At 42.4% G+C, this 20,477-nt stretch carries 21 protein-coding genes, 1 tRNA gene, 1 other RNA gene and 2 pseudogenes; 14 read left to right on the top strand and 11 right to left on the bottom strand.

Annotated elements, in window-relative coordinates; translation table 11 throughout:
* Positions 1-80: 80 nt before the first annotated feature.
* Positions 81-2,159 (bottom strand): toprim domain-containing protein, encoded by a 2,079-nt coding sequence (locus tag ABD909_RS06600; RefSeq protein ID WP_345097192.1) that lies wholly within the window; start codon positions 2,157-2,159, stop codon positions 81-83.
* 497 nt (positions 2,160-2,656) lie between these two features.
* On the bottom strand, positions 2,657-3,715 hold the full coding sequence (locus tag ABD909_RS06595) for a YdaU family protein (RefSeq protein ID WP_345097159.1): 1,059 nt from the start codon (positions 3,713-3,715) through the stop codon (positions 2,657-2,659).
* 506 nt (positions 3,716-4,221) lie between these two features.
* Here ABD909_RS06595 and ABD909_RS06590 point away from each other — a divergent pair.
* The 5 genes from ABD909_RS06590 to ABD909_RS06570 all read left to right on the top strand — a co-directional run bounded on the left by ABD909_RS06590 (position 4,222) and on the right by ABD909_RS06570 (position 6,666).
* The gene (locus ABD909_RS06590) at positions 4,222-4,539 is read left to right on the top strand and encodes an XRE family transcriptional regulator (protein WP_345097191.1); all 318 of its coding nucleotides are present in this window, start codon (positions 4,222-4,224) and stop codon (positions 4,537-4,539) included.
* Positions 4,540-4,851: 312 nt separating this feature from the next.
* Positions 4,852-5,241, top strand: a complete 390-nt coding sequence (locus ABD909_RS06585; RefSeq protein ID WP_345097190.1) for a hypothetical protein — start codon at positions 4,852-4,854, stop codon at positions 5,239-5,241.
* A gap of 6 nt (positions 5,242-5,247) precedes the next feature.
* On the top strand, positions 5,248-5,445 hold the full coding sequence (locus ABD909_RS06580) for a hypothetical protein (RefSeq protein ID WP_345097157.1): 198 nt from the start codon (positions 5,248-5,250) through the stop codon (positions 5,443-5,445).
* Between the two features lie 381 nt (positions 5,446-5,826).
* Positions 5,827-6,012, top strand: a complete 186-nt coding sequence (locus ABD909_RS06575) for a hypothetical protein (protein WP_345097155.1) — start codon at positions 5,827-5,829, stop codon at positions 6,010-6,012.
* An 18-nt stretch (positions 6,013-6,030) separates the two neighbouring features.
* Positions 6,031-6,666 (top strand): lambda exonuclease family protein, encoded by a 636-nt coding sequence (locus ABD909_RS06570; protein ID WP_345097153.1) that lies wholly within the window; start codon positions 6,031-6,033, stop codon positions 6,664-6,666.
* 188 nt (positions 6,667-6,854) lie between these two features.
* On the opposite strand, the gene ABD909_RS06565 is transcribed toward ABD909_RS06570, so the two are convergent.
* Positions 6,855-6,929: transfer RNA gene (locus tag ABD909_RS06565), tRNA-Thr, on the bottom strand.
* 165 nt (positions 6,930-7,094) lie between these two features.
* Here ABD909_RS06565 and ABD909_RS06560 point away from each other — a divergent pair.
* Positions 7,095-7,250, top strand: a complete 156-nt coding sequence (locus tag ABD909_RS06560; RefSeq protein WP_345097151.1) for a hypothetical protein — start codon at positions 7,095-7,097, stop codon at positions 7,248-7,250.
* Between the two features lie 158 nt (positions 7,251-7,408).
* Positions 7,409-8,704, top strand: coding sequence for a UDP-N-acetylglucosamine 1-carboxyvinyltransferase (gene murA, locus ABD909_RS06555; protein ID WP_345097148.1), 1,296 nt, complete (start codon positions 7,409-7,411; stop codon positions 8,702-8,704).
* 327 nt (positions 8,705-9,031) lie between these two features.
* On the opposite strand, the pseudogene ABD909_RS08605 reads toward murA, so the two are convergent.
* The 4 genes and pseudogenes from ABD909_RS08605 to ssrS all read right to left on the bottom strand — a co-directional run.
* Positions 9,032-9,275 (bottom strand): annotated as a pseudogene (locus ABD909_RS08605) (integrase); the annotation flags it as partial.
* A gap of 315 nt (positions 9,276-9,590) precedes the next feature.
* A complete protein-coding gene (locus ABD909_RS06550; RefSeq protein ID WP_345097189.1) occupies positions 9,591-10,412 on the bottom strand; it encodes a TIGR00282 family metallophosphoesterase in 822 nt (273 codons plus the stop codon).
* 18 nt (positions 10,413-10,430) lie between these two features.
* Complete coding sequence (locus tag ABD909_RS06545) at positions 10,431-11,039, bottom strand: 5-formyltetrahydrofolate cyclo-ligase (RefSeq protein WP_345097147.1); 609 nt, start codon at positions 11,037-11,039, stop codon at positions 10,431-10,433.
* 157 nt (positions 11,040-11,196) lie between these two features.
* Positions 11,197-11,357, bottom strand: a non-coding RNA gene (ssrS, locus tag ABD909_RS06540) — 6S RNA.
* A 134-nt stretch (positions 11,358-11,491) separates the two neighbouring features.
* Here ssrS and ABD909_RS06535 point away from each other — a divergent pair.
* Positions 11,492-11,671, top strand: coding sequence for a hypothetical protein (locus ABD909_RS06535; RefSeq protein WP_345097146.1), 180 nt, complete (start codon positions 11,492-11,494; stop codon positions 11,669-11,671).
* A 192-nt stretch (positions 11,672-11,863) separates the two neighbouring features.
* Here ABD909_RS06535 and ABD909_RS06530 read toward each other — a convergent pair whose 3' ends face one another.
* The gene (locus tag ABD909_RS06530; protein WP_345097145.1) at positions 11,864-12,649 is read right to left on the bottom strand and encodes a tetratricopeptide repeat protein; all 786 of its coding nucleotides are present in this window, start codon (positions 12,647-12,649) and stop codon (positions 11,864-11,866) included.
* A gap of 104 nt (positions 12,650-12,753) precedes the next feature.
* Positions 12,754-12,879 (bottom strand): type B 50S ribosomal protein L36, encoded by a 126-nt coding sequence (gene ykgO / locus ABD909_RS06525; RefSeq protein ID WP_345097188.1) that lies wholly within the window; start codon positions 12,877-12,879, stop codon positions 12,754-12,756.
* A gap of 920 nt (positions 12,880-13,799) precedes the next feature.
* Between ykgO and ABD909_RS06520 the strand changes: the two are divergent.
* A pseudogene (locus ABD909_RS06520) lies at positions 13,800-14,194 on the top strand (helix-turn-helix domain-containing protein).
* A gap of 471 nt (positions 14,195-14,665) precedes the next feature.
* Positions 14,666-14,917, top strand: a complete 252-nt coding sequence (locus ABD909_RS06515) for a hypothetical protein (protein WP_345097144.1) — start codon at positions 14,666-14,668, stop codon at positions 14,915-14,917.
* Here ABD909_RS06515 and ABD909_RS06510 read toward each other — a convergent pair.
* Positions 14,891-16,102 (bottom strand): 5-(carboxyamino)imidazole ribonucleotide synthase, encoded by a 1,212-nt coding sequence (locus ABD909_RS06510; RefSeq protein ID WP_345097143.1) that lies wholly within the window; start codon positions 16,100-16,102, stop codon positions 14,891-14,893. The genes ABD909_RS06515 and ABD909_RS06510 overlap by 27 nt on opposite strands.
* 130 nt (positions 16,103-16,232) lie before the next feature.
* Positions 16,233-16,730 (bottom strand): 5-(carboxyamino)imidazole ribonucleotide mutase, encoded by a 498-nt coding sequence (gene purE, locus ABD909_RS06505; protein ID WP_345097142.1) that lies wholly within the window; start codon positions 16,728-16,730, stop codon positions 16,233-16,235.
* Positions 16,731-17,431: 701 nt separating this feature from the next.
* Here purE and ABD909_RS06500 point away from each other — a divergent pair.
* The 4 genes from ABD909_RS06500 to infA all read left to right on the top strand — a co-directional run bounded on the left by ABD909_RS06500 (position 17,432) and on the right by infA (position 20,468).
* The gene (locus ABD909_RS06500) at positions 17,432-17,779 is read left to right on the top strand and encodes a hypothetical protein (RefSeq protein WP_345097141.1); all 348 of its coding nucleotides are present in this window, start codon (positions 17,432-17,434) and stop codon (positions 17,777-17,779) included.
* A 543-nt stretch (positions 17,780-18,322) separates the two neighbouring features.
* Entirely contained in the window at positions 18,323-18,475 is a 153-nt protein-coding gene (locus ABD909_RS06495) for a DUF5993 family protein (protein WP_345097140.1), read from the top strand.
* 11 nt (positions 18,476-18,486) lie between these two features.
* On the top strand, positions 18,487-19,068 hold the full coding sequence (locus tag ABD909_RS06490) for a disulfide bond formation protein B (RefSeq protein ID WP_345097139.1): 582 nt from the start codon (positions 18,487-18,489) through the stop codon (positions 19,066-19,068).
* 1,181 nt (positions 19,069-20,249) lie between these two features.
* The gene (gene infA / locus ABD909_RS06485; RefSeq protein ID WP_004857577.1) at positions 20,250-20,468 is read left to right on the top strand and encodes a translation initiation factor IF-1; all 219 of its coding nucleotides are present in this window, start codon (positions 20,250-20,252) and stop codon (positions 20,466-20,468) included.
* The last annotated feature ends 9 nt before the right edge of the window (positions 20,469-20,477 follow it).

Genomic DNA, 20,477 nt, shown 5'->3' with positions numbered 1-20,477 from the left:
TTTGTTGAAATTGCTCGTAGGGTTGTTGATAGGCAAGCGCGATAATACTCTGGGGCAGAGGCTTTTGCGTATTTTGAATGTTATGCTGTTTGGCTGCATTTAGGGATTGCTCCTGTGTTGGTGTCTTTATCGTGCTGTCTCTTTATCAGGGTGTGATGGGTGGGGGAGGCATTTTTAAAAGGCGTGGGGTTGATGGGGCGCTCCAAGTAACGGCGTGGGTTGATGGGGCGTTCAGGCGAGCAGCGATAGCGATAGGTTTGCCCATCAAACCAAAGTCCAATTTTGCCTTCAAAATCACCGGAACGTTGTTTAGCGATATTCATAATAACGCTGGGGCGTTTGGCTAAATCTGTTTTTTCTTGTGTCAGCGAGGCAGCGAAGATTTTGTCTTCTAAGGATCTGTTACGCCAAATGGTGATGATGTTAAAGGCATTGGCACCAATCTCTGAGGCGCCTTTGATATCTTCTGTGCCTGGGATATCTAGCCCCCCTTTGCGGGCATGGGCAACAAGATGAAGATGCACATTGTTTAAAACAGCCCAATCAACCATTTTATAAACTGCTTGTTCTTGACCGGCATAATCATCAGAGGCAATGCCAAGCCGCATGAGACTGTCGATGATAAACTGATCACAGCCATAGCGCGCACGACAATAGTCAAAGACATCTAGTAAGTTATCAACACTCGATTTGCCGACATGCTCATAAAGAATAAGTCCATCATCCAAAAAATGCAGAATCCGTTCAATCATCTCTCTTGTGGGTTGTTCTAAGCCACCGGTTTGTTTGGTTAAACGGCGCAGTGATTGTTCTCCTTTCATCTCTAGCGAGGCTAAGCAAAGGCGACTGTTTTGGGCAATCCAATGGGGAATACAGTCGGATAACAATTGACTTTTTCCTGCACCACTGGCACCGCTCCACAGCGTTAATTCTGCTGGGCGGAAATGCAATTTGCCCTGCAGTTTAGCATAGGGAAGCGTATAGCCAACATGTTGTTCAGGCTCTGGCCAAAACAGTCCGATGACTTTGTCTTTATAGTCTGAGGCACGCCGTAAGCCTTTTGGGGCAAAGCTTTGGGCTGTCGAAAAGGCGGCTTTAATAGTGGCGGCATCAATTCCAGCGGTTAAACAGTCATTGGCATCTTTTTTGGGTAAGTGGACACGGTAGCAGCGATGACGACCAAGCCTGCTGGCAATCTCATGGGCGGCTTCTTCACCAGGCTTGTCCATATCGGTGGCTAAAAAAATTGTCTCAAAAGGTTCTAAATGGTCAAATTCATTTTCAATCCAGTTGTGTTTGCCCCCAACTCCTCCGCCAAAGGGGACGGAGAGCGCTGGATATCCATAGGCGGCGAGCGAGAGTGCATCAATTTCTCCCTCAGTGATGACAATCATTCGGTTGGTACTCTCATTGAGGGCGTGATTGGGGCTGCCATGAAAGCTTCCATTGGTTGAAGAAAAAGCGTGCGATGTGGCGGAGAGGGTATCGGCTTCTTGTATGCCGGTGAAGATATTGCGATGTGGGTGTGATGTATTTTGCTCCACTGCCGATGGGCTATACTTGTGGGTTTCTAGGGTGCTGGGATAGAGCGCTTGCCAGCCAAATAAAATTGGTTCACATTGAGAGGATGTGGGTTTGGTTTTTGCTCCTGCTTGTGCGAGCCGTTCTTTTACCAAGGCAAGGGTGCCATCCGGCTTATAAAAGGGAAAAATGATTTTTTTTCCCTCTTCTCCTATGCGGTAGCGCTGTAAAATCTCGAGGGGGATACAACGTTCTTTATTGAGATAAGTTTTGACTAAATTTTGTGGTGTACCGCCTGTGGGAACTGGTGGAAGACGATAGGAACGACGGGGCGCCATAAAGGGTTTGGGACGATTCAAATGAAGAAGGGTGCGTGCTTCTTCTAAGGCTTGAGAAAGGCTTATCCCTTTGACTTCACACCAAAGGTCTAAAAGGTCTCCACCTTTGCCTTCTGCAAAATCATACCAAAGACCCGCTTTATTGCCGCTCAGGCACAGCGATAAACTTTGACCCGCCTCACCGCGCGTATTGCCAACAATCCAATCATTGCCTCGTTTGTAGCCTTTGGGAAGAAGCATTTCTGCTATCGCCCCTGCTTGTGCGTTAAGCTGTTGTTTGATATCAAAAATTGTGCTCATATTCATCTCTGTGGTTTTACGGTTTTGCTCTTGCGCATCATCTGTGCTGCCTGTTGCCATGAGGGTATGGGTGAGGAAAAACGTGACAGCTTGCTTGAAGCTCTTTTCATACGTTCACTCTCTTTGTTGAATTTCTTGGGCACTGCTATCGCATAACCCATTACACTCTGGGGCTTGCTGCTTCCTTGCCGCTTTTGGCATGCCAATCATCATGAATTTTTTTTGGTCTACGGATTTGTTTTTTACGCAAACCTTCTCAAACTGCCGCATCGGTTTTTGTTTGCCCATGAGGTGCGGTTTTCATTGCCCATGTTGGGGTAAGAGGGGTAGGAGGCGTGAGGGTTGCGGGTTTATCATTTTGCCTTTCTGCTGTTGGGTTTTTCTATTGTTTGGGTGGGCTGTTGGCTGTGCTGTGCGGGTCGTGTTGGACCACTTGCATGCAGTTTGCAAAAGGCTCTGTGTTGATTGAAAACAAATTCTGTACAATGCTGTTCATGTTAGTTCGTGTGGTAGTTGATAAGGCTGCGGTAAAGGGCTTCATTTTCGCCGTTAGGTGCTGAAAGACGATTCTGCGATGAAAAAATGGCAAGTCTTTCTTGATGTTCTTTTAGGCGTTCAATCTCTCGGCGAAACCAATTGCGCCATGTGGCTTGCCAATCCACTTTAAGAGCCTCTCTGCCGCTTTTGGCTTGCCAATAGTCGCGAAATTTCTTTTCTTGCCAACGGGCTTGTTCTTCATTCAATCCTTCTAAAATCGCTGCCCCAATATCTGCTTGCCAATCTTTGGGAAGACGTTGTCCTTTGGCGATCACTGTGCGGCTTTTGGCTTGCTTTTGCCTGTTGGCGGTGCTGGATGTGGCAGAGGCACTGGGTGCGTGAGGCGTGCTGGTGGCGTTGAGCCTTGGTGTTGTGAGCGGTGCATGTTGTCCTTCTGCCGGTGAGCTAAGGATTTGCTTGCCTGGGGCAGGAGTGTTGGGTGCGATGGGTGCGTGAGGTGTGCTGGTGGCGCTGGAATCCTCCTGTAGGTCGTCTCCGGCAAAAGGCTCTGTTGTCAGCAAAAAAAAGGACTTTTCTGAAACACCGTAAGGTGTTTCCTTTTCTTCTTCCTTCTGAGCTTGTGAACTTTGTGCATCATCTCTGTCAGGGTTGTTGAGCAGTCGTTGAATCTCAGCATTGATTTTTTTGCGTTTTTTTGCCGAACAATGACCCGCAAAGCTTTTCTGTTCAAGAAATTTTGCCCGCTCTTGAAAAACAGTTTCACAACGCTTGTTCCATAAACCATGCGCTAAATTTAAAATTTTCCCCTCTTCTATCAGCATTTCTAAAACATTTGTAAATGTTCGCTTGTCACAACCGCAAAGACGCGCTAAACGTTCTACCGATAATTCTAGAGGACGACCACGCGCATACATTTCGTTGAGGAGAATTGTATAAATGCCAATTTCGTGTGCGCGCATGCCACGTACTCCTCCTAGAAAATCATTTTGATACCAACAAACATAAGGAAGCCTAGACGATTCATAGTAAGGAGTTGCTTGTTGATTGGTTTGTTTCATGCTTTAATCCTCTTTCTTACATTTCTCTTCATAATAAAATCGGGAAGAGCGTTTTATGTCTTATGGGATGTTATGCGTTTGGTGCTATGCGGTGAAAGTTTTTGCGTTTTAAGTACAAAGTGATACGGTTTTGTTGCGCTATGTTTTGTTAAATAACAGTTCTTGAGATGCTGTTTGATAGCTGTCTAACTAGTGATGATGCGTGCTGTTTGTTGCATGATAGCTCTTTTTAAAATATATTGGGTCTTCTTTTAAAATGCATGGAACTTTTTTTAAAATATATGGGATTTTTTTTAAAATACAGAGGATTTCGGCGCGGCTTGCAGGGGCGCTGCCTTACGCATTCTTTGCGATGATAAAGTGTTCTTGCAATCTGAAAATGAATTTTTATCCCCCCTTATCAATAAAAATTTTTTTCTTAATTTTATCCTTTTTGGAGGATAATGCAAGCGCATTTTACAAATAAGGACGTGTTTTTTTTAAAGGACGCACTATATGGTGGAACTATGAATATCAATGGTTGGCGACAGAGATTAAGTGCGGCACTCAAAAAAAGTGGCCGGTCTAAAAGATCTATTTCCCTCGCATCTGGTAAAGGGGCTGGATATCTTCATTCTATCCTTACAGAAGGAAAAGAACCAACAATCGAATCTCTCGCCCGGGTTTGTCATGAAATTAATATCAGTATGAATTATATCCTCTATGGTCAGGGCGTGAGCCACGAGGATAAAGAATTTATCGATCTTATTTTAAAGCTTTCTCCTGAAGAGCGACAGGCGATTTTGACTCTTTTGCGCCGACCAACCGCCGGAGTAGCAAAATAAGCTCTTTTTGTGTTTTTAAATCAAGACTGCGCCAGTATTGTATCAATTCTAGATCACTCATGTTGGCTCTCCTGTCTGCTGGTGGTTGAATTAAGTAAGAACAAATAGAGAACAATATAAGGACACCGGAGGCAAAAAGAGAATAAATTTTTATCCGCATATGTCCTTTAACCGTCGTAAAGACTAAAAATATATCTTTTATTAAGGATAAAATGATTTGACATATCTCCCATAGAGGAGATAAGACTAACGCTATATTCAGCCTTGTCAAGACAAAGCTGTGTTTTATCAACTGTCAAAAGGGGGGAAATGATGAAAAATATTCCATTCGTTAAAGAGGATGAAATACTCATTGTTCTTTGTGAAGATGAAAGAGGCGATGTCTATGAAGGACCTTTCGAGCAAAGCGAAGAAGTGCTCGAAATTCTTGAAGAATACGAAACTGTTTACAGACTTTTGCGTCTCGATCTTATGACACTTCATGCAGAGGATGTCAGCGAACAACTCGCAGATTCTTATGTGGCAAATCATGAAATTGACGACGAAAATAGTCAACTTCAGCCTTTTATTCTCAGTAGTGATGCCTACCATGTGCATCTCAATGAAAAAGTCGCTCGTGATTATGAAGACAATCTCTACGGATCTTACGAAAAACAACATCGCTTGCGTCCATGTGATGTCTTGAATGATTACTGGTGGTAAGAATTTATGGCAAGCTATCTTCAGACTTTTTATCGCGGCTTTCCACTTTACTACGCTGGAAAGACCCAAAATATCATCAGGCTCGAACCTCAAAAACATAATGCAATCCTTTTCATATCACGAAAGGTGGCAGAATGTGTGGCAAAAAATTTGGCAGAAGAATATTGCCAAAATGATTTTTGCATCGTGCAACAGCACGATTGAGGCAAGACTCTCGTTATTTTATCGCAACAAAAAATGTGAACCTTCAGATTTTTGAAGGGAGACATTGGTACGCAACACAAGCTTTAAGCTTGTGTTGCTGCTTTTCAATAAAGAGGGCTAAGTGTTTGGAGAGTGTGGAAACAGCGCTCGGCAAAGTGTGGAGGAAATGTGTGGGGGATTAAAGGGGACAGTTCGGGAAGGGGGAGGAGGCTTCTTATGAGGGTTATCTGTCTTGAGGAATAAAACAGCAACAACGGTAGGCGTCTAGGGGGCCCAATTTTACTTCAAAAAATATACAGTTTTTTTGCAATAAAAGGGCTCCAGGGTAAACGCCCGAGAAAACATCAGAGGGAAATGTAAAAAGGCGTATAAGAGGCAAGCATGGGAGGGATGTGTTGGCTCACAGTCAAGGTTGGTTATTTAAGTGTTTGCTTGGGAATTGGAAAAGCGATGGAGCGTGTTGTTTTTTTAGCGGGCGGTTTGGAGCACTTGTCTCTTTGGAAGGTTTTAATTGTGAGCAAGCTGCATCAAAAAACTGCTCAAATAGAGTGCAAAGACAAAAATTAAAGAAAAGGGGAGGAAATTATGCCAATTATTGTGGATTGTCTTCAGGGAACAGAAGAATGGCAGAACATACGCAATGGCTTGATTACTGCTTCTTTGTTTGAAATGGTGATGGCACAAAAAAAACACGGGCAAAAAACTGCGCGATATTATTCTGTGATGATGAAACTGGCCGGAGAAAGAATTACTGGCAAAACGGTTGAAGAGGGAACAACCCTTGCTATGCGACGGGGTAGCGAATTAGAACCAAGTGCACGTGCGCTTTATGCTAAACTCACCCATAGGGAGCCTGAAATTATTGGGTTTGTGCTTGCCGATGATGGTAAAAAAGGCTTTTCTCCCGATGCCTTTGTGGGAAAAGAGGGATTGTTGGAAATTAAAACAAAAAAACCCGAAATCCTTATTCCCCATTTCATGCAGAAGGGCTTTCCAGAAGAACATAAAGCACAGTGTCAGGGTGGATTGTGGATTGCGCAACGCGAATGGGTTGATTTGATGCTCTATTGGCCTGATATGCCGCCTTTGATTAAGCGCGCTTACCGTGATGAAACTTATATTCGCAGGCTTGAAAGTGAAATTAGCCGTTTTAATGAGGCCTTGGAGATGATGGTGCGGCAAATTAAATCTGTAGGGCTTATGGACGAGGGCTTGGCATAGCAAGTTGGGAATGGCGTGCGGAACATGGGGGAGGCGCGGCGTGTGGTGTGTGACAGCCTTAAAAAAGAATCACGAAACTGTTATGGGCGAAGAAGATTGTGCGGATATGATGCAAAAAATGAAAAAAATGAAAGAGGGAGTGCTGTTCTTGTTGTATGGTATTGGGGGGAGGAAAGATAGGTTGTATATGGTGCTGCGAGAGAGGATTGAACTCTCGACCTCTCCCTTACCAAGGGAGTGCTCTACCACTGAGCTACCGCAGCTCTTTGCAAGATGTGCGCTGTCTTGTGCCATATTGTCATAAAATAGGCAAGAGAACATTTGTACATTCTTGAAAGAAAACCACTCTTGTGTCATGACATAAATTTCTTATACAAAAGTCATGAGTTGCTTGAATAAAAGCTCGATAATGCTCCAAAGGTTGCGCAATGACACAAATGCATCAAAAACAACAACAACTTAACCACAAAGATGAAAAAAATGAAAAAGCAAAGCGACGCCAAGAACGATTGGCACAACAATTGCGACAAAACCTAAAACGTCGAAAAGAGCAAAGCCGAAAAAAAGCACAAACAGAACTCTAAAATGATCCTTAACGCTCATTTTGCAACCAAACTTCCCAAATGAGCGTTCTTATCTTTGAGAAGTCTTCTCATATCATCGATTTCGATCTGAAATCATCATAAAATAACTTCTCAAAGGGGGGACCCTTTGGAGGGGGAAAGGGAAAAGAGAGAAAAATATGGATTCTATTCAAATTATTGGTGGCAAAAAACTTAAAGGAACTATTCCTATCTCAGGAGCAAAAAATGCCGCTTTACCTTTGATGATTGCTGCACTGCTTACCGAACAAACGCTTACCTTAGACAATGTGCCCCATCTGGCAGATGTCGAATTGCTTATTCGTATTCTTAATAATCATGGGGTCGGGTATGCGGTGGATGGACAAAAAGACAATGGTGATTGTCTGAATGCAAGAACAATCCATTTTACAGCGCAAAAAATCACCACAACACGCGCTCCATACGAATTGGTGAAAAAAATGCGCGCAAGCTTTTGGGTCATTGGACCTCTGCTCGCGCGATGCAGAGAAGCATACGTATCCCTACCTGGTGGTTGCGCTATCGGTACAAGACCTGTCGATTTTATTCTCGAGGGACTCAAAACTCTAGGCGCCCGTATCTCTATCGAAAATGGTTATGTCCATGCAAAAGCCCTAAGCGGACTCAAAGCTGCTCACTATCGTTTTCCTAAAGTCACTGTCGGGGGAACCCATGTCATGCTGATGGCTGCTACAATGGCAAAGGGAAAAACTATCCTTGAAAATGCTGCTTGTGAACCTGAAGTCGCAAATCTTATTCGAACACTTAATGCTATGGGTGCAAAAATACTCGGCGAGGGAACATCAACTCTCACCATTGAGGGCGTCAAAAAACTCAATGGCGCAAGAATACGCGTTATCGCTGATCGAATCGAAGCCGGAACCTACGCCATGGCCGTCGCTATGACAGGTGGGGATGTGTTTCTCAAAAATGCAAACCCTAATCATCTCACACAAGTGCTCGGCGTGCTGCAAAAAACCGGACTTGATATTCAAATAGAACCAAAAGGAATTCGCGTCAAACGAAATTTGCGACAAACAAAAATCATGCCCGTCGATATCAAAACAGGACCTTATCCCGCTTTCCCAACTGATCTGCAAGCCCAATTCATGGCACTGATGACACGCGCGCAGGGAATTTCCCATATCACAGAGACAATCTTCGAAAATCGCTTCATGCATGTGCAAGAACTGATCCGTTTGGGCGCTCAGATAAAGCTCGATGGGCAAACGGCAACCGTGCATGGAACAGACTGTCTCCAAGGTGCACCTGTCATGGCCACCGATTTACGCGCTTCTGTCTCTCTTGTCATTGCGGCTCTGGCGGCAAAGGGAGAAACAATTGTCAACCGCGTCTATCATCTGGATCGCGGCTTTGAGAGATTGGAAGAAAAATTAGCAGGATGTGGCGCTGTCATTCAACGGATAACAGCTTAAATCCTTGTTTAAGAATTCTTCTCAAACTCTCATTGGTACAATTCTTGTTGGTAGAATTTCTGCCTTGTGGAGATCAATGTGGAGATAAAAACTTGCTCTCTGCACCTTTGGAGCATTGGCAGATGAACGCCAGTGCTTCTGAGAAGCAAAATGCCTTGCAATGAGAACTTCTTAGGAAAAATGCCGCTTGTGCGAAAAGCTTGCCGGTGCTGGCCTTTGGGTATTCTTCTGATGATCTTCTTATTATAAAGATTTTGGCAGGGAAAAATTTTGCACTGTCCTTTGTGTATAAGAGTTTTTTTGGCTGTCACTGTGTTGTACACCAAAAACAGAGCGCCATTGGTTTGCACATTCACGCGCTTGTTTTAAAAAAACATCTCTTAAAGCACCAAAGCCTATTGCTAAAACACCAAAGCCTATTGCGCGGCGCGTTGTCCAAATGGTCTAACGATAAAGCCTTTCAGCCCCCCCCATCTTTACGCTTATGGCGTAACAAGTCTGCACCATATTATATTTGACAGCCTCCAATGTTGCCGACAGCCCTCGCATTAAGTTGATTCATAAAAGCCATTTTAATCCTTTTTTGTACAGTTTTTATCCACACAGCAGCTCCGCTTTTGAACCTACAAGCAAGTGATTTTGATCAATTCAAGATCAATAGGTTTGAAGTGAGAGAATCTTACGATATTCGGCTCTCTGATTCCCTATCAATAACGCTAAATTATATTTATAAATCAATGGCTCTCTCTCCCTGGTTATGGACTTGCGCTGTTGCTGGCTAAAGGGGGATGTCGGAGGACGCAAAGCTGTTTTGTGGCAAAACTTTAAAAAATGGCAGAATCTTGTTACGCAAAAAAGTCGCATATAAAAATTGACGAAAAGTACGTTACCAAAAATCTGGAAGCTCAGACTTTAAATGCGGACCAATCCGTATCGCTGAGACCTTTTCTGCTAAGCCCGTGCGGTCTGAAAGCTCTACCGCCAAACCACAAAGCGTGGCAGGTCCCTGTGCTGGTTCATAACGACCTTGCTTGTGCTTATAAAGAAAACGATGTAAAGGCTCTTCCTTATCCATCCCTATCGACGAATTATAATCTCCACACATTCCCGCATCCGACATGTAAGCACTGCCACCCTCTAAAATCTGCGCATCAGCTGTTGGAACATGGGTATGTGTTCCAACAAGAACACTCACACGGCCATCAAGAAAATGCGCTAAACATTGCTTTTCACTGGTCGTTTCTGCGTGAAAGTCAAAAATAATTGCATCTGCTTGCTCCATTAAAGAGCAAGAAAACAAAATCTTTTCTGCTATTTCAAAGGGATCATCCACTTTGCATGGCATAAAAATACTGCCCAAAAGATTGGCAACAAGCACACGGGCTCCATTTTGTGCCGTAAAAATACCAGAACCTCGGCCAGGAGTGTCATTCATAAAATTAGCAGGACGCAAAAAACGATCACTCTCATGGGCATAGTGCAACGTTTCTTGGCAAGAAAATGCATGATTGCCCGTTGTCACAACGTCAACACCGGTCATGAGAAGATCTTGATAGGTCTCCTGATTGATGCCAAAACCATCAGAAGCATTTTCACCATTCACGACAACAAAATCAAGCTGCCACTTTTTGATTAGTTGTGGAAGCTGGTCAAAAACAGCTCTACAACCTGTTGTTCCAACAATGTCACCCAAAAATAAAAAACGCATAGGCGTTTTAATCACATTTTAGCCTTTTAATAAACCTTTTTCTGTAAAAATTCCCTCCACAATAAGATCATGCTCTTCTGGGGGAATGGATTCAACTTCTTGACAGGAAAAGCCTAAGCCTAACAACTTAAGGGAATGCCCTTCCTTTTCAAGTGCTGCAACAGCACGATCATAATATCCTCCCCCATAGCCAAGGCGGTGACATTGACTGTCAAACGCAGAAAGAGGAACAATTATAAGGCTGGGGACAACAACGCTATTTTCTCTCCCTGGACCCAAAGTGCCAAAACGCATCGGTTCTAACACGCTATTTTGTGCATGAGCACGAAAAACCATAGTGGTAGAATCAAGCACAACTGGTAATGCTAAACGCCCTCCACGTAACGCTATAGCATGAAATAAGGGACGTGGGTCAATTTCCGATTTGATGGGCCAATAACCCGCCAAAATAAGACGTGAAAAATCTTCCCCTTGCGTTTCAAGATTTGCAATCAAATGCGCGCAGGCGCGCCGTGAAAAAGTAACACGTTCTTGGGTTGAAAGAGCAGCGCGGCGCGATAAACCAATTTTGCGCTGCTGTGCACGAATGAACGCTGTAGTGTCGGAGGGCTTTGTATTTTGTGTCATAACCGCGTTAATTTATTGTCTCTTTTGCTGTTGGTCAAACAAAATAAAATCTTCTACCCCATTAAAAATTCTCATAAATCTCTTAAAGAATGTTACAACAATTTGTTGCTTATTTCCTATGAGAAAAATCTAAAAAATTGGTTTTATCGATGCAAAAAGGTGATCCACGACGGCCGATGGAAAAAGTTGATCCCGGGAACCTAAACAAATAGGTGGGCGCCATATGAAAAAGCCCACGGGCTTTATCAGGGACAGCTCCCTTGGAGATCACTAAGGTCTCAGGAATGCGTTATCTCCTGTCGAGAAGCGCAGAACACCCTTTCTAATATAAAACAGTTTGCAAGCTTCTGCTAGATATAAAATGATTTCAATCTCCTCTCTCTTTTAGGGGTGGGAGATGCGGTTGGTGATGTTGGTGATGTTGGTGATGTTGGTGATGTTGGCGATACTGGATGTGCTGGGTGATGGGATGTGGGATTGTTGCGGGCTGTGCATTTTGTGCGTGTGCTGGTGCTGAGTCGCTTCTGCTTGCTCGACTTGGCGTGTGCGCACTGGATGGGGTTGCAATGAGCGCAGGTGTGTTGGGGCTTGCGGTGTTGGGGTGTAGGGTGGGGAGAGGCGCGAGGTATTGAGGGCAAGTTCTGGACGCTTTGTCGCTTCCATGGTGATGCCAAGGGCAAAAAATGCCTTATAACTACGTAATTCAAGCTCTAAAGCTTGGTCAAAATGCGTGGGTGAAATTATGCGGTTGAAGGGGAAGCCATGCGCATTTTTCTTTGCGCTTGCAGTGAAAGTGCGAAAAGGGCAAATGAGTTCCTACGAACTCAAAGAGATTGTGGTGTTTTTTTGTCTAAAAGAGTTTCAATGCGCTTTTGAAGTTTTTGCATTTGCGGATAATATTCAAGTGCTTTTGTATAGGCTTTAAGTGCAAGTTCTGGACGCTCTGTCGCTTCCATGGTGACGCCAAGGGCAAAAAATGCATTATAATTACGTGGTTCAAGCTCTAAAGCTTGGTTAAGATCAAGCATGGCAAGTTTAAAATCGCTCAATTGAATGTGAATCCAGGCGCGTCTTAGCCATGCTTCGGCATGCGTTGGTAAAAGCACAAGGGCATTGTCAATATAATCAAGAGCAAGACCATAATCGTCGGCATTAATAGCATTTTCAGCCCATGACATTAAAAGATCAATCGTCTCGCTCCCCGATTGCGACCATAAATGTTGAAGTTGTCCGCTGATCTTTTTGGCTTCACGGACATTCGCACAAAATTTTAATTCTTTCAGAAGACGTGAGATTTCCGCTTCTTGCCGCTGTTTTGCTCTGTCTACACCAGAATGGGAATTTGAGACAAAATCTTCAAGAAGAATCGCAGAGGAATCAGAATCGCTTATTGCTGGTGCTGCGAAAGGGGCATTGGGAATGAGATCTTCCAGAGGCAAAAGCGATTGTGGGGTGGGACGATCTTCAGGAAAAGAAGGAGGATTTTGCCCATAGCTTGCATGGGTAAAACAAAAAACACCTGCAAAAGCCAAAAAAGAAAGAAAAAAACGCAAAAAATTCCGCCAAAAAGCAGAAAAAATCGGCAAATACAGAGTTTTAAAAAAACGCATAAGACAAGTCCTCAAATGATCAATGATCAAACAATGAACCTGTTATATCAAAATTTCAAGAGAGAAAAAGTTCTCATGTCCGCAAAAAGCAGGCATAAAAACCATCAACCTTGGCGTGCCTTAAAACGCGGGTTTGTTTTATTGAGGATATAAACACGACCTTTGCGACGCACCAAACGGTTGTTACGGTGGCGCTCCATCAATGCTTTAAGGGAATTTTTAATTTTCATCATACTCACCGTTTATTTACTTAATGCAATGCTTGCTTCTCACTTACCATTCCACCCCTATCATACACGGCTCACTCTTGATCAAATATTTTGCTATGATAAATTTCCTATCATAACAGGGCCGTAATCATAGGCAATTGCATTATAACACTTCTTACCTTTTTTACCGTGATCATAAATAAGAAAAACGCACCCTTAAAAATAAAGGTACGCATTAACACATTATCGCCAAAAACACATTATCATTACTACAGCAAATAAGCACATTACCATAGCGAATAAGTGAAAATTGCGAAAATCTGATACGCTTCTAACAAGAAATCTGCTTCTTGTCAAGAGAGTATCGTGTTGAGGGGAGCGTGGTTTTTAGGAAAACATCATGTTTTAGGGGGCAATCATGCGATAGCGTGAGAAATAAAATCTGCAAAAATATTTTCGCTGAAAGACTTGCTGTATAAAGAAAGCTTAGCTGTGAAAGTGAACACAAAAAATGATGTCTGATGAGAACAAAACAGAACAGTTATTGGCTTGATAATGTTTTCGTCAGTTTTGCTTTATATGAAAAGCCAAAGTGCTCTTGATCTAGAGTGCTCTCTGGGCTAGGCGCAAAAACATATTTTTCTTTAAAATTCTAAGAGAGATTATATAGATCTTTAAAGTCTCAAATATTATGATTTTCGAGATATAAAAAATCTTTTTATTTTTCTTGCTAATCTTCTGAAATTACTTTATAGTTGCAGTCATTCTGATCGTCTATGCGGCGATCAACAGGGGGGCTATCAATTTAAGTTCTCACATAAAATGAATCCACTTTGTTGGTATTTCGCGGATTCCGGGAGTTTTTGCTCTGTCCAAGTGTTCCCTAAACACTAAAAGCAAAAAACTGGTCAAATTCAGTATTTTTGACTCCCGGAAGCTCAATGCGAGCGCGCTTGCAACCGGTAGAGGATATCAAGTGTAGGCAAAAAAATCCACATTTTAATGACATTGCTATAGGCAAAAATCCGTTACAGAAGAAAAATGAGGGGGCTTTCTCAAAAAGAATTAGGGCGCTATTTGGGTGTCAGTTTCCAACAAATCCAAAAATATGAAAAAGGGGCAATCGTCTGGGCGCTGGACGTTTGCAGAAAATTGCCAACATACTGGATGTCTCCATCAGCTTTTTTTATGCGGATATTGCACAAAAAAACATATTCCGTAGCACAGTCATGCAGAAATATTGAGCGAAAAAGAAACTTTGCTGTTAAAAAATTTTAGAACGCTCAAACCGAAAAAACAAAAAGCCATTTTGTACCTGATGTTTGATTATGAATGAAAACACTTTCCTTTTGTATTGTCGTTATTTCGTTGTCGATGCAAGATTGTAAAATATCACTAAAGCACAAAGATTTTTATCAGTCAGCGTCAATCTCTCAGCAAGTGTTTGAAGTTTTTGAGATATTCGTTTGAATGAGAAAGCGTTATATGTTGTGTTTTTGTTCTCTGATGTTGCTGCTTTCTTCAATAGACCTGATTTCGTGGGTTTGTTATTTTGAAAAATGCATGACATGTTACCCCTGTGTGGTGCAATTGTAACAATTTTTTGCTTATCAAGCTCAGGTGCTCTTGTTTGCTCATAAAAGAGTAGCGTTGTTATGAGCGCAGAAGATGCATTTGGAGGGAGGTTCGTGGGGAGTTGTGTTTTTACAGATTTACGATTTTATGGATTTGTTGGAAGGGAGTGAGGAAGAGGGCTTCTCAAATGATGTGAGGAGATGAGCAGGGAATATATATGGGGGGAGTGGATGTGCTGGTGTGGAGAGAGTGGTGCGGGGTGAAGTTTGCCTTTTTTCGTGAAGTGTTGGAAAAGCCAGCCTGCCAAGCAGCACATTATTATGCCGGCAGCGGATACGCTTTGGGCAAGAATAATTTGCTGATTAGTGGGAGGGGAGCGTTTTGGTTTTACGACAATGATGAAGGATTTTGTTGGAGTGAGGGTTTTGTTGTTTCTTATATGGGCGGCGCTCTCCTGTCAAAGTTTGCTGGCCGGTCCCGTTAATTGGATGATGTGCCCCATTTTGCGTAAAGGTTGAGCTGAGCTTTTGCCATATAAATGCACCGAGGTGCGTGCTTGCGTGAGAAAATACTTGACCTCGTTCAAATTGTTGCCAAGAAGGTTGATCATTTGACAATTGCTGTGGCGGTATGTGCTGCCTAAGGGAAGTCCACAAATGGCACGGATATGCTGCTCAAATTGTGAAGTTACGCATGCCTTTTGCGTCCAATGGCCAGAGTTATGAACACGCGGCGCCAGTTCATTCACTAATAAACGTCCATCTATGAGAACAAAAAATTCAATGCAAAGAATACCAACATAATGAAGAGCATCCATCACTGTTGCACTGATTTCTTGCGCTGCCTTTTGTACCTCAAGCGGAACATGCGAGGGTAAAAATGATTTATGAAGAATACCGTTTTTGTGCTGATTTTCAGGGCAATCATAAAAAATATGTTCCCCTTGTTTCGTACGGGCCGAGAGAACCGAAATTTCCGATAAAAAAGGAATAATCTCTTCTAAAATTAAAGGCTGTTCTTGAAATGTCGTGAAGGCATTGGCAAGCGCTTCTTCATTGGGAAAATCCAGCTTGATCTGGTTCTTCCCATCATAACCAAAACGGCGAGTCTTTAAAAGACCGCGATTGCCTAAGCTCAAGAGTCCTGAACGAAGAGAAGCATAATCATCAACAGCATACCATCTGGCCGTGCGGATGCCTTGATCACGCAAAAATTGTTTCTCAAAAAGTCGGTCTTGTGTGATCTCTAACGCTTTAGAAGAGGGATAAACATTTTTGACCTTCTCTACATATTGAACCGTTTCAAGGGAAAGATTTTCAAACTCATAGGTCACAGTATCACACAGAGAAATAAAACGGTCTAAGGCGGAATTATCATCATAGGGCGCGACAATATGTTCATTTGCTGTTTGTGCTGCTGGGCAATCAGCTTCAGGGCAAAAAACAACCGTGCGAAACCCCAGTTCTGCTGCCGCTATGGCAAGCATGCGTGCCAATTGTCCACCGCCTATTAAACCAATGGTGTTTCCAAAAGGCAACATCGTGGAGGTGTTGGATGTGCGTGTGTTGAGGGGCGAGGCACTGGGCGCATTAGCTGTGAGGGTGCTGGGTATGGGGGCACTGGATGTGAGGGCACTGGGTGTGGCAGAAGCATTGTGGGCTGTCTGCATGCCGAAGGTGTTGTGATGTGGGGGTATTGCAGACCATGCGTTTTGCTCGCCTGCTGGTGAGACTGGGTTTTGGTTATCCGTGTTGAGGGTGGGTGCATTGGATGTGGAGGCGTTGGAAAATTTTGTCATCTTAAACCTCAGTTACCGGAGTTTGCGCAACATTTTCTGTTTGTTTGTGGCGCCAATCTTGTAACCGTTGTGCGAGGTTATCATCGTAAACTGCCATCACCCCTGCTGCTAAAAGCGCTGCGTTAATGGCACCTGCTTTGCCTATTGCTAAGGTGCCAACCGGTATTCCTGCTGGCATTTGCACAATGGAAAGGAGAGAATCTTGACCTGATAAAGAGTGTGAGTGCACTGGAACGCCGAAAACTGGAAGAGGGGTGAGCGCTGCAAGCATGCCAGGAAGATGCGCTGCACCTCCTGCTCCGGCAATCAAAATTTTAAAACCTGCTGCTTTTGCTCCTTTGGCAAATTGGTAAAGACGTTCAGGCGTGCGGTGTGCCGAGATAATATGCGAAATATGAGAAATACCAAGACTCGTTAAAATATCCGCACTATGGCGCATCGTTTGCCAATCCGATTGGCTGCCCATTAAAATCGCTATATCACATGATTGCTTCGTCATTTTACATCCTTTTCAACTGCAAGTGTTTAAGGCGATTCATGCTTTCTGTAAGAGCTTATCTTCCCTTTGCAAAGTCTCTTCACCATATAACAGTTTTTCAAAGAAGATTGAAGGTGAGCAACAGATTTATAGGCAGAACAGTTACAGAAATTTGAAACCTTGTGCTTTTCAACATGCTGGTCCTCTTGATATGAAGGCATGTGTTATTTCCAATATGTGGAAAATATAACCGACTTTATGATGGCAAAAAATAAAAAATCTTGTAAAAAACAGAAAAATTTTCAGATTTATGGTAAATGGCAAAGTAAAATATTGTCGCTATTCTTTCATCCATCCTCTTTCTATCAAAAAATTGTGTAAAAAACAAAACTTGTATTAAAAAGGCAATTCATTTTGTTGTCTCTGTTGCACACGCGGCAGACGCCTTCGCAAGGAAGGTTTGCAGGGATTTGTGTATTTGCTGTTTTACAGATTTACGATTTTGTGTATTTGTTGGAAGGGGGTGAGGAAGAGGGCTTCTCAAATGATGTGAGGAGATGAGCAGGGAATATATATGGGGGGAGTGGATGTGCTGGTGTGGAGAGAGTGGTGCGGGGTGAAGTTTGCCTTTTTTCGTGAAGTGTTGGGAAAGTCAGCCTGCCAAGCAGCGCATTGTTATGCCGGCAGCGGATACGCTTTGGGGAAGAATAATTTGCTGATTTGTGATTGTGCAGTTTTACTTATTTGCAGATTTACGATTTTGCGAATTTTGGGGAGAGTCTTTTGAAAAAGGTGTGGGATGGAGAGGAAATGAGAGAGGCGGCTTGTGGGATGTGGCTGTTTTGCTATGTTGTGCTAATATTAAAAATCGTAAAAATGTGGCTTCTGCCTTGCTTTTGTTACCGCACAGAATGCATGAACTGTATGCTTTGGCGAAGAGTGCGGCATGGGCGCGTTTTTTTGTCTGTGCTGGTGGAATCTGGTTTTGGTTATCCGTGTTGAGGGTGGGGCATTGGGTGTACTGGGGACAGAAGTATTGTGGGCTGTTTGCACGCTTTAAGGTGTTGTAATATGGCGCGGTGTTGGGTAGGCGTGCGTGCGGCTTGTGGGATGTGGCTTGTGGGATGTGGGGATGCCACTCTGCTATGGTTCACTTTACCCGTTTTTACGCTTGTGCTTTTGCTTTGAGAAGCCAACTTGTTTGCACATAAGGGTAAAAAGATTCAAAGCATAGGCAAAATGTAAGAATTTGAACCATTTTTGAGAGCAAACAAGAAATTATGGCGGCAAAAATAAGACAAAAACAAGGACGTTTCGTTTTGAGAAAAGAGAATAGAAAAAGCGTCAAAGCGTCATTGTTAAATAAGTAAAACTTCTTCTTTTGACGTTCTAAGTGAAATCTTTTATCTTTCTTAAGAAAAAAGATGCTCTGCAGCATGAAAGTGCACAAGCAAATTTTGTTGATTTTCGCTTTGACTACCCTATATCCCACCTTGTTTCGTCTTCGTTTAAAAATAAAAATGAAGGGTGGAGTGTGAATAATAAATTTATGGTCTCTTTTTTGCCCAATTTTCTCATATGTTACAAAAAAATAAGAAAGGAGACTTTATGCCATGTTTTTCCCGTTTTTAATTGCTTTAGGTACCGCAATCACAACCATTTATGGTAAGAAAAATATTAGTTATGCCCTGTGGGCAATTTTGTTAGTGGTCATTCTTCTTACTTTTAATCACCACGCAACTTCTACTTTAAATTTGTCTTTTTGAGAGAAATCGCCATGGAAACCCTTGAACACAAAACCCCCTCTTTCATTATATTGATGAATACCTTAGGACTGATGGGATTATCCATTGTCTTGATCGTCGCTTTTTATTATCAGTTGGTGAAGTTTGAGTTGCCTTGCCCCCTTTGTCTTCTTCAACGCGTCGGTTTGATGTTGGCTGGATGTGGGTTTTTACTCAATATTCACTATAAAGTGAAAAATGCCCATTATGGTATGGTTATTCTTGGTTGTATGGTAACCAGTGTTGTTGCTGCAAGGCAAGTGTTTTTGCATATCACTCCAGATGATCTTGGATATGGTTCAACATTCTTTGGTTTACATTTTTATACTTGGACTTTGATCATCTCTGTCCTTTGTATTATCGCCGTTTCCCTTATGATGATTTTGAGCGAATTGGCTTCCAAGTTTACAATGTTTTCTCCTTTTCCAGTTTTTAGTAAAGTGGCAAGCTTCTTATTTGTCTTTTTGATCGGAGCAAATTTGGTTTCTACCATCCTCGAATGCGGAGGTGGGCAGTGTGCTGATGATCCATTAGAATACGAATTGTTGTCAAGTTGGTTTCCTTCCTCACCTTAAAAGTGTTTTTTTATAAAATTGCTGGATAATATCTTAATGGTGAGATGAAAGAAGCGGTAGCATTCATGTTGTCGCTTCTTTTTTGTAAAAATTTGTAAAGTGATAGAAAAATTCTCAAGCAATTCCTATGAAATTTCTCTTTTATCAGCATATTCATAGCTCTTTCTGGCATAGGGTTTTGGGACGCTAAAAATATTATTAAAGTATTACATTTGGTACGCTGAAAACTTATTTTAAGTCTCTGCTTGTGTCGCTTTTGTGTTTCTTTGCTCATAAGGTTCGTAGTTTCATGTTCATTGATGCATTAGGGCTGGTTTAAACGCTTTCTAAGGCTTTGGTTGAAATTTGAAAGATTACTTACGCAATAATTTTCTCTAAAAGTCTGTTTCTAATAAATGGATCTGTTTTTATCTCTTGCTCCCTGTTTTCTTGCCTGCTGGCTTATCTGCAAACTGCTGCTAGAAAAGGCCTTCTTAAAATATATCTGTTACTTGAAATATCTCTTGGGTTAAGGAGGACTATGACTTGGGCAAAAAAGAATATGTGTTTTTATGTATGGCTTTTGTGCATACGGCACAAGCGCGAAAACCCCAAAATCAAAAGTTGCTATACGAAGTTGCTTTAAAAAGACAGCTGTGGGAGTAAAGAGAATTATTTAAAATACTCTCCTATAATGCGTTTTTACAGATTTATTGTTTTGTGTAAATATTGAAAATCGTAAAATGTGTCTTCTGTCTTGCTTTTGTTGCCGCGCAGGATGCATGAGCTGTGTGCTTTGGGGAAGAGTGCGGCATGGGCGCGTTTTTTTGTCTGTAAGCGCGTGTTTTGGGCAGCTTGCGAGAGCCATGGGGGATGAGAAGACTGTTGTGCTTTTTGGTGAGGAGATCAGATAGTAGGGGAGGAGAAGAAGCTTGGCACGGGGAGAAGGGCTTGTGGTGGGAAAAAAATAAAGCAAGAGGAGCGTTTGCAGAAAGAGATGTTCATAAAACTGCTGTCATTGAAGAACTAAAGCCTTGCAGCTTAAAGATTTTTTAACAGTGCGAGGGAAAAAATGTAAAAAGAAAAAGCTTTGCCTTTTTGTGGAATTTCTGTTCACAAAACTAACAAAATAGGCTATAAGTGCTGAAAAATAGCGCATAGCTGAAAAAAATTATACGCACTGTAAAGGAAATTGTTTTTTTATGTCAAAAGAAGAAGTTTTGGAATTTTCTGGTATCGTAACCGAACTTTTACCAAATGCGATGTTTCGTGTGAAATTGGAAAATGATCATGAAATTATTGCCCATACCGCTGGAAGAATGCGCAAAAACCGTATCCGCGTGTTGGCTGGTGATAAAATCATGGTGGAAATGACCCCTTATGATTTGACAAAAGGGCGTATTACTTATCGCTATAAGTAAGTGAGAGCT

The organism is Bartonella acomydis, assembly GCF_039543025.1.
Taxonomy (GTDB): domain Bacteria; phylum Pseudomonadota; class Alphaproteobacteria; order Rhizobiales; family Rhizobiaceae; genus Bartonella; species Bartonella acomydis.
Note: the sequence above shows the minus strand (reverse complement) of the source record. Positions and strands in the feature narration are given on the sequence as shown.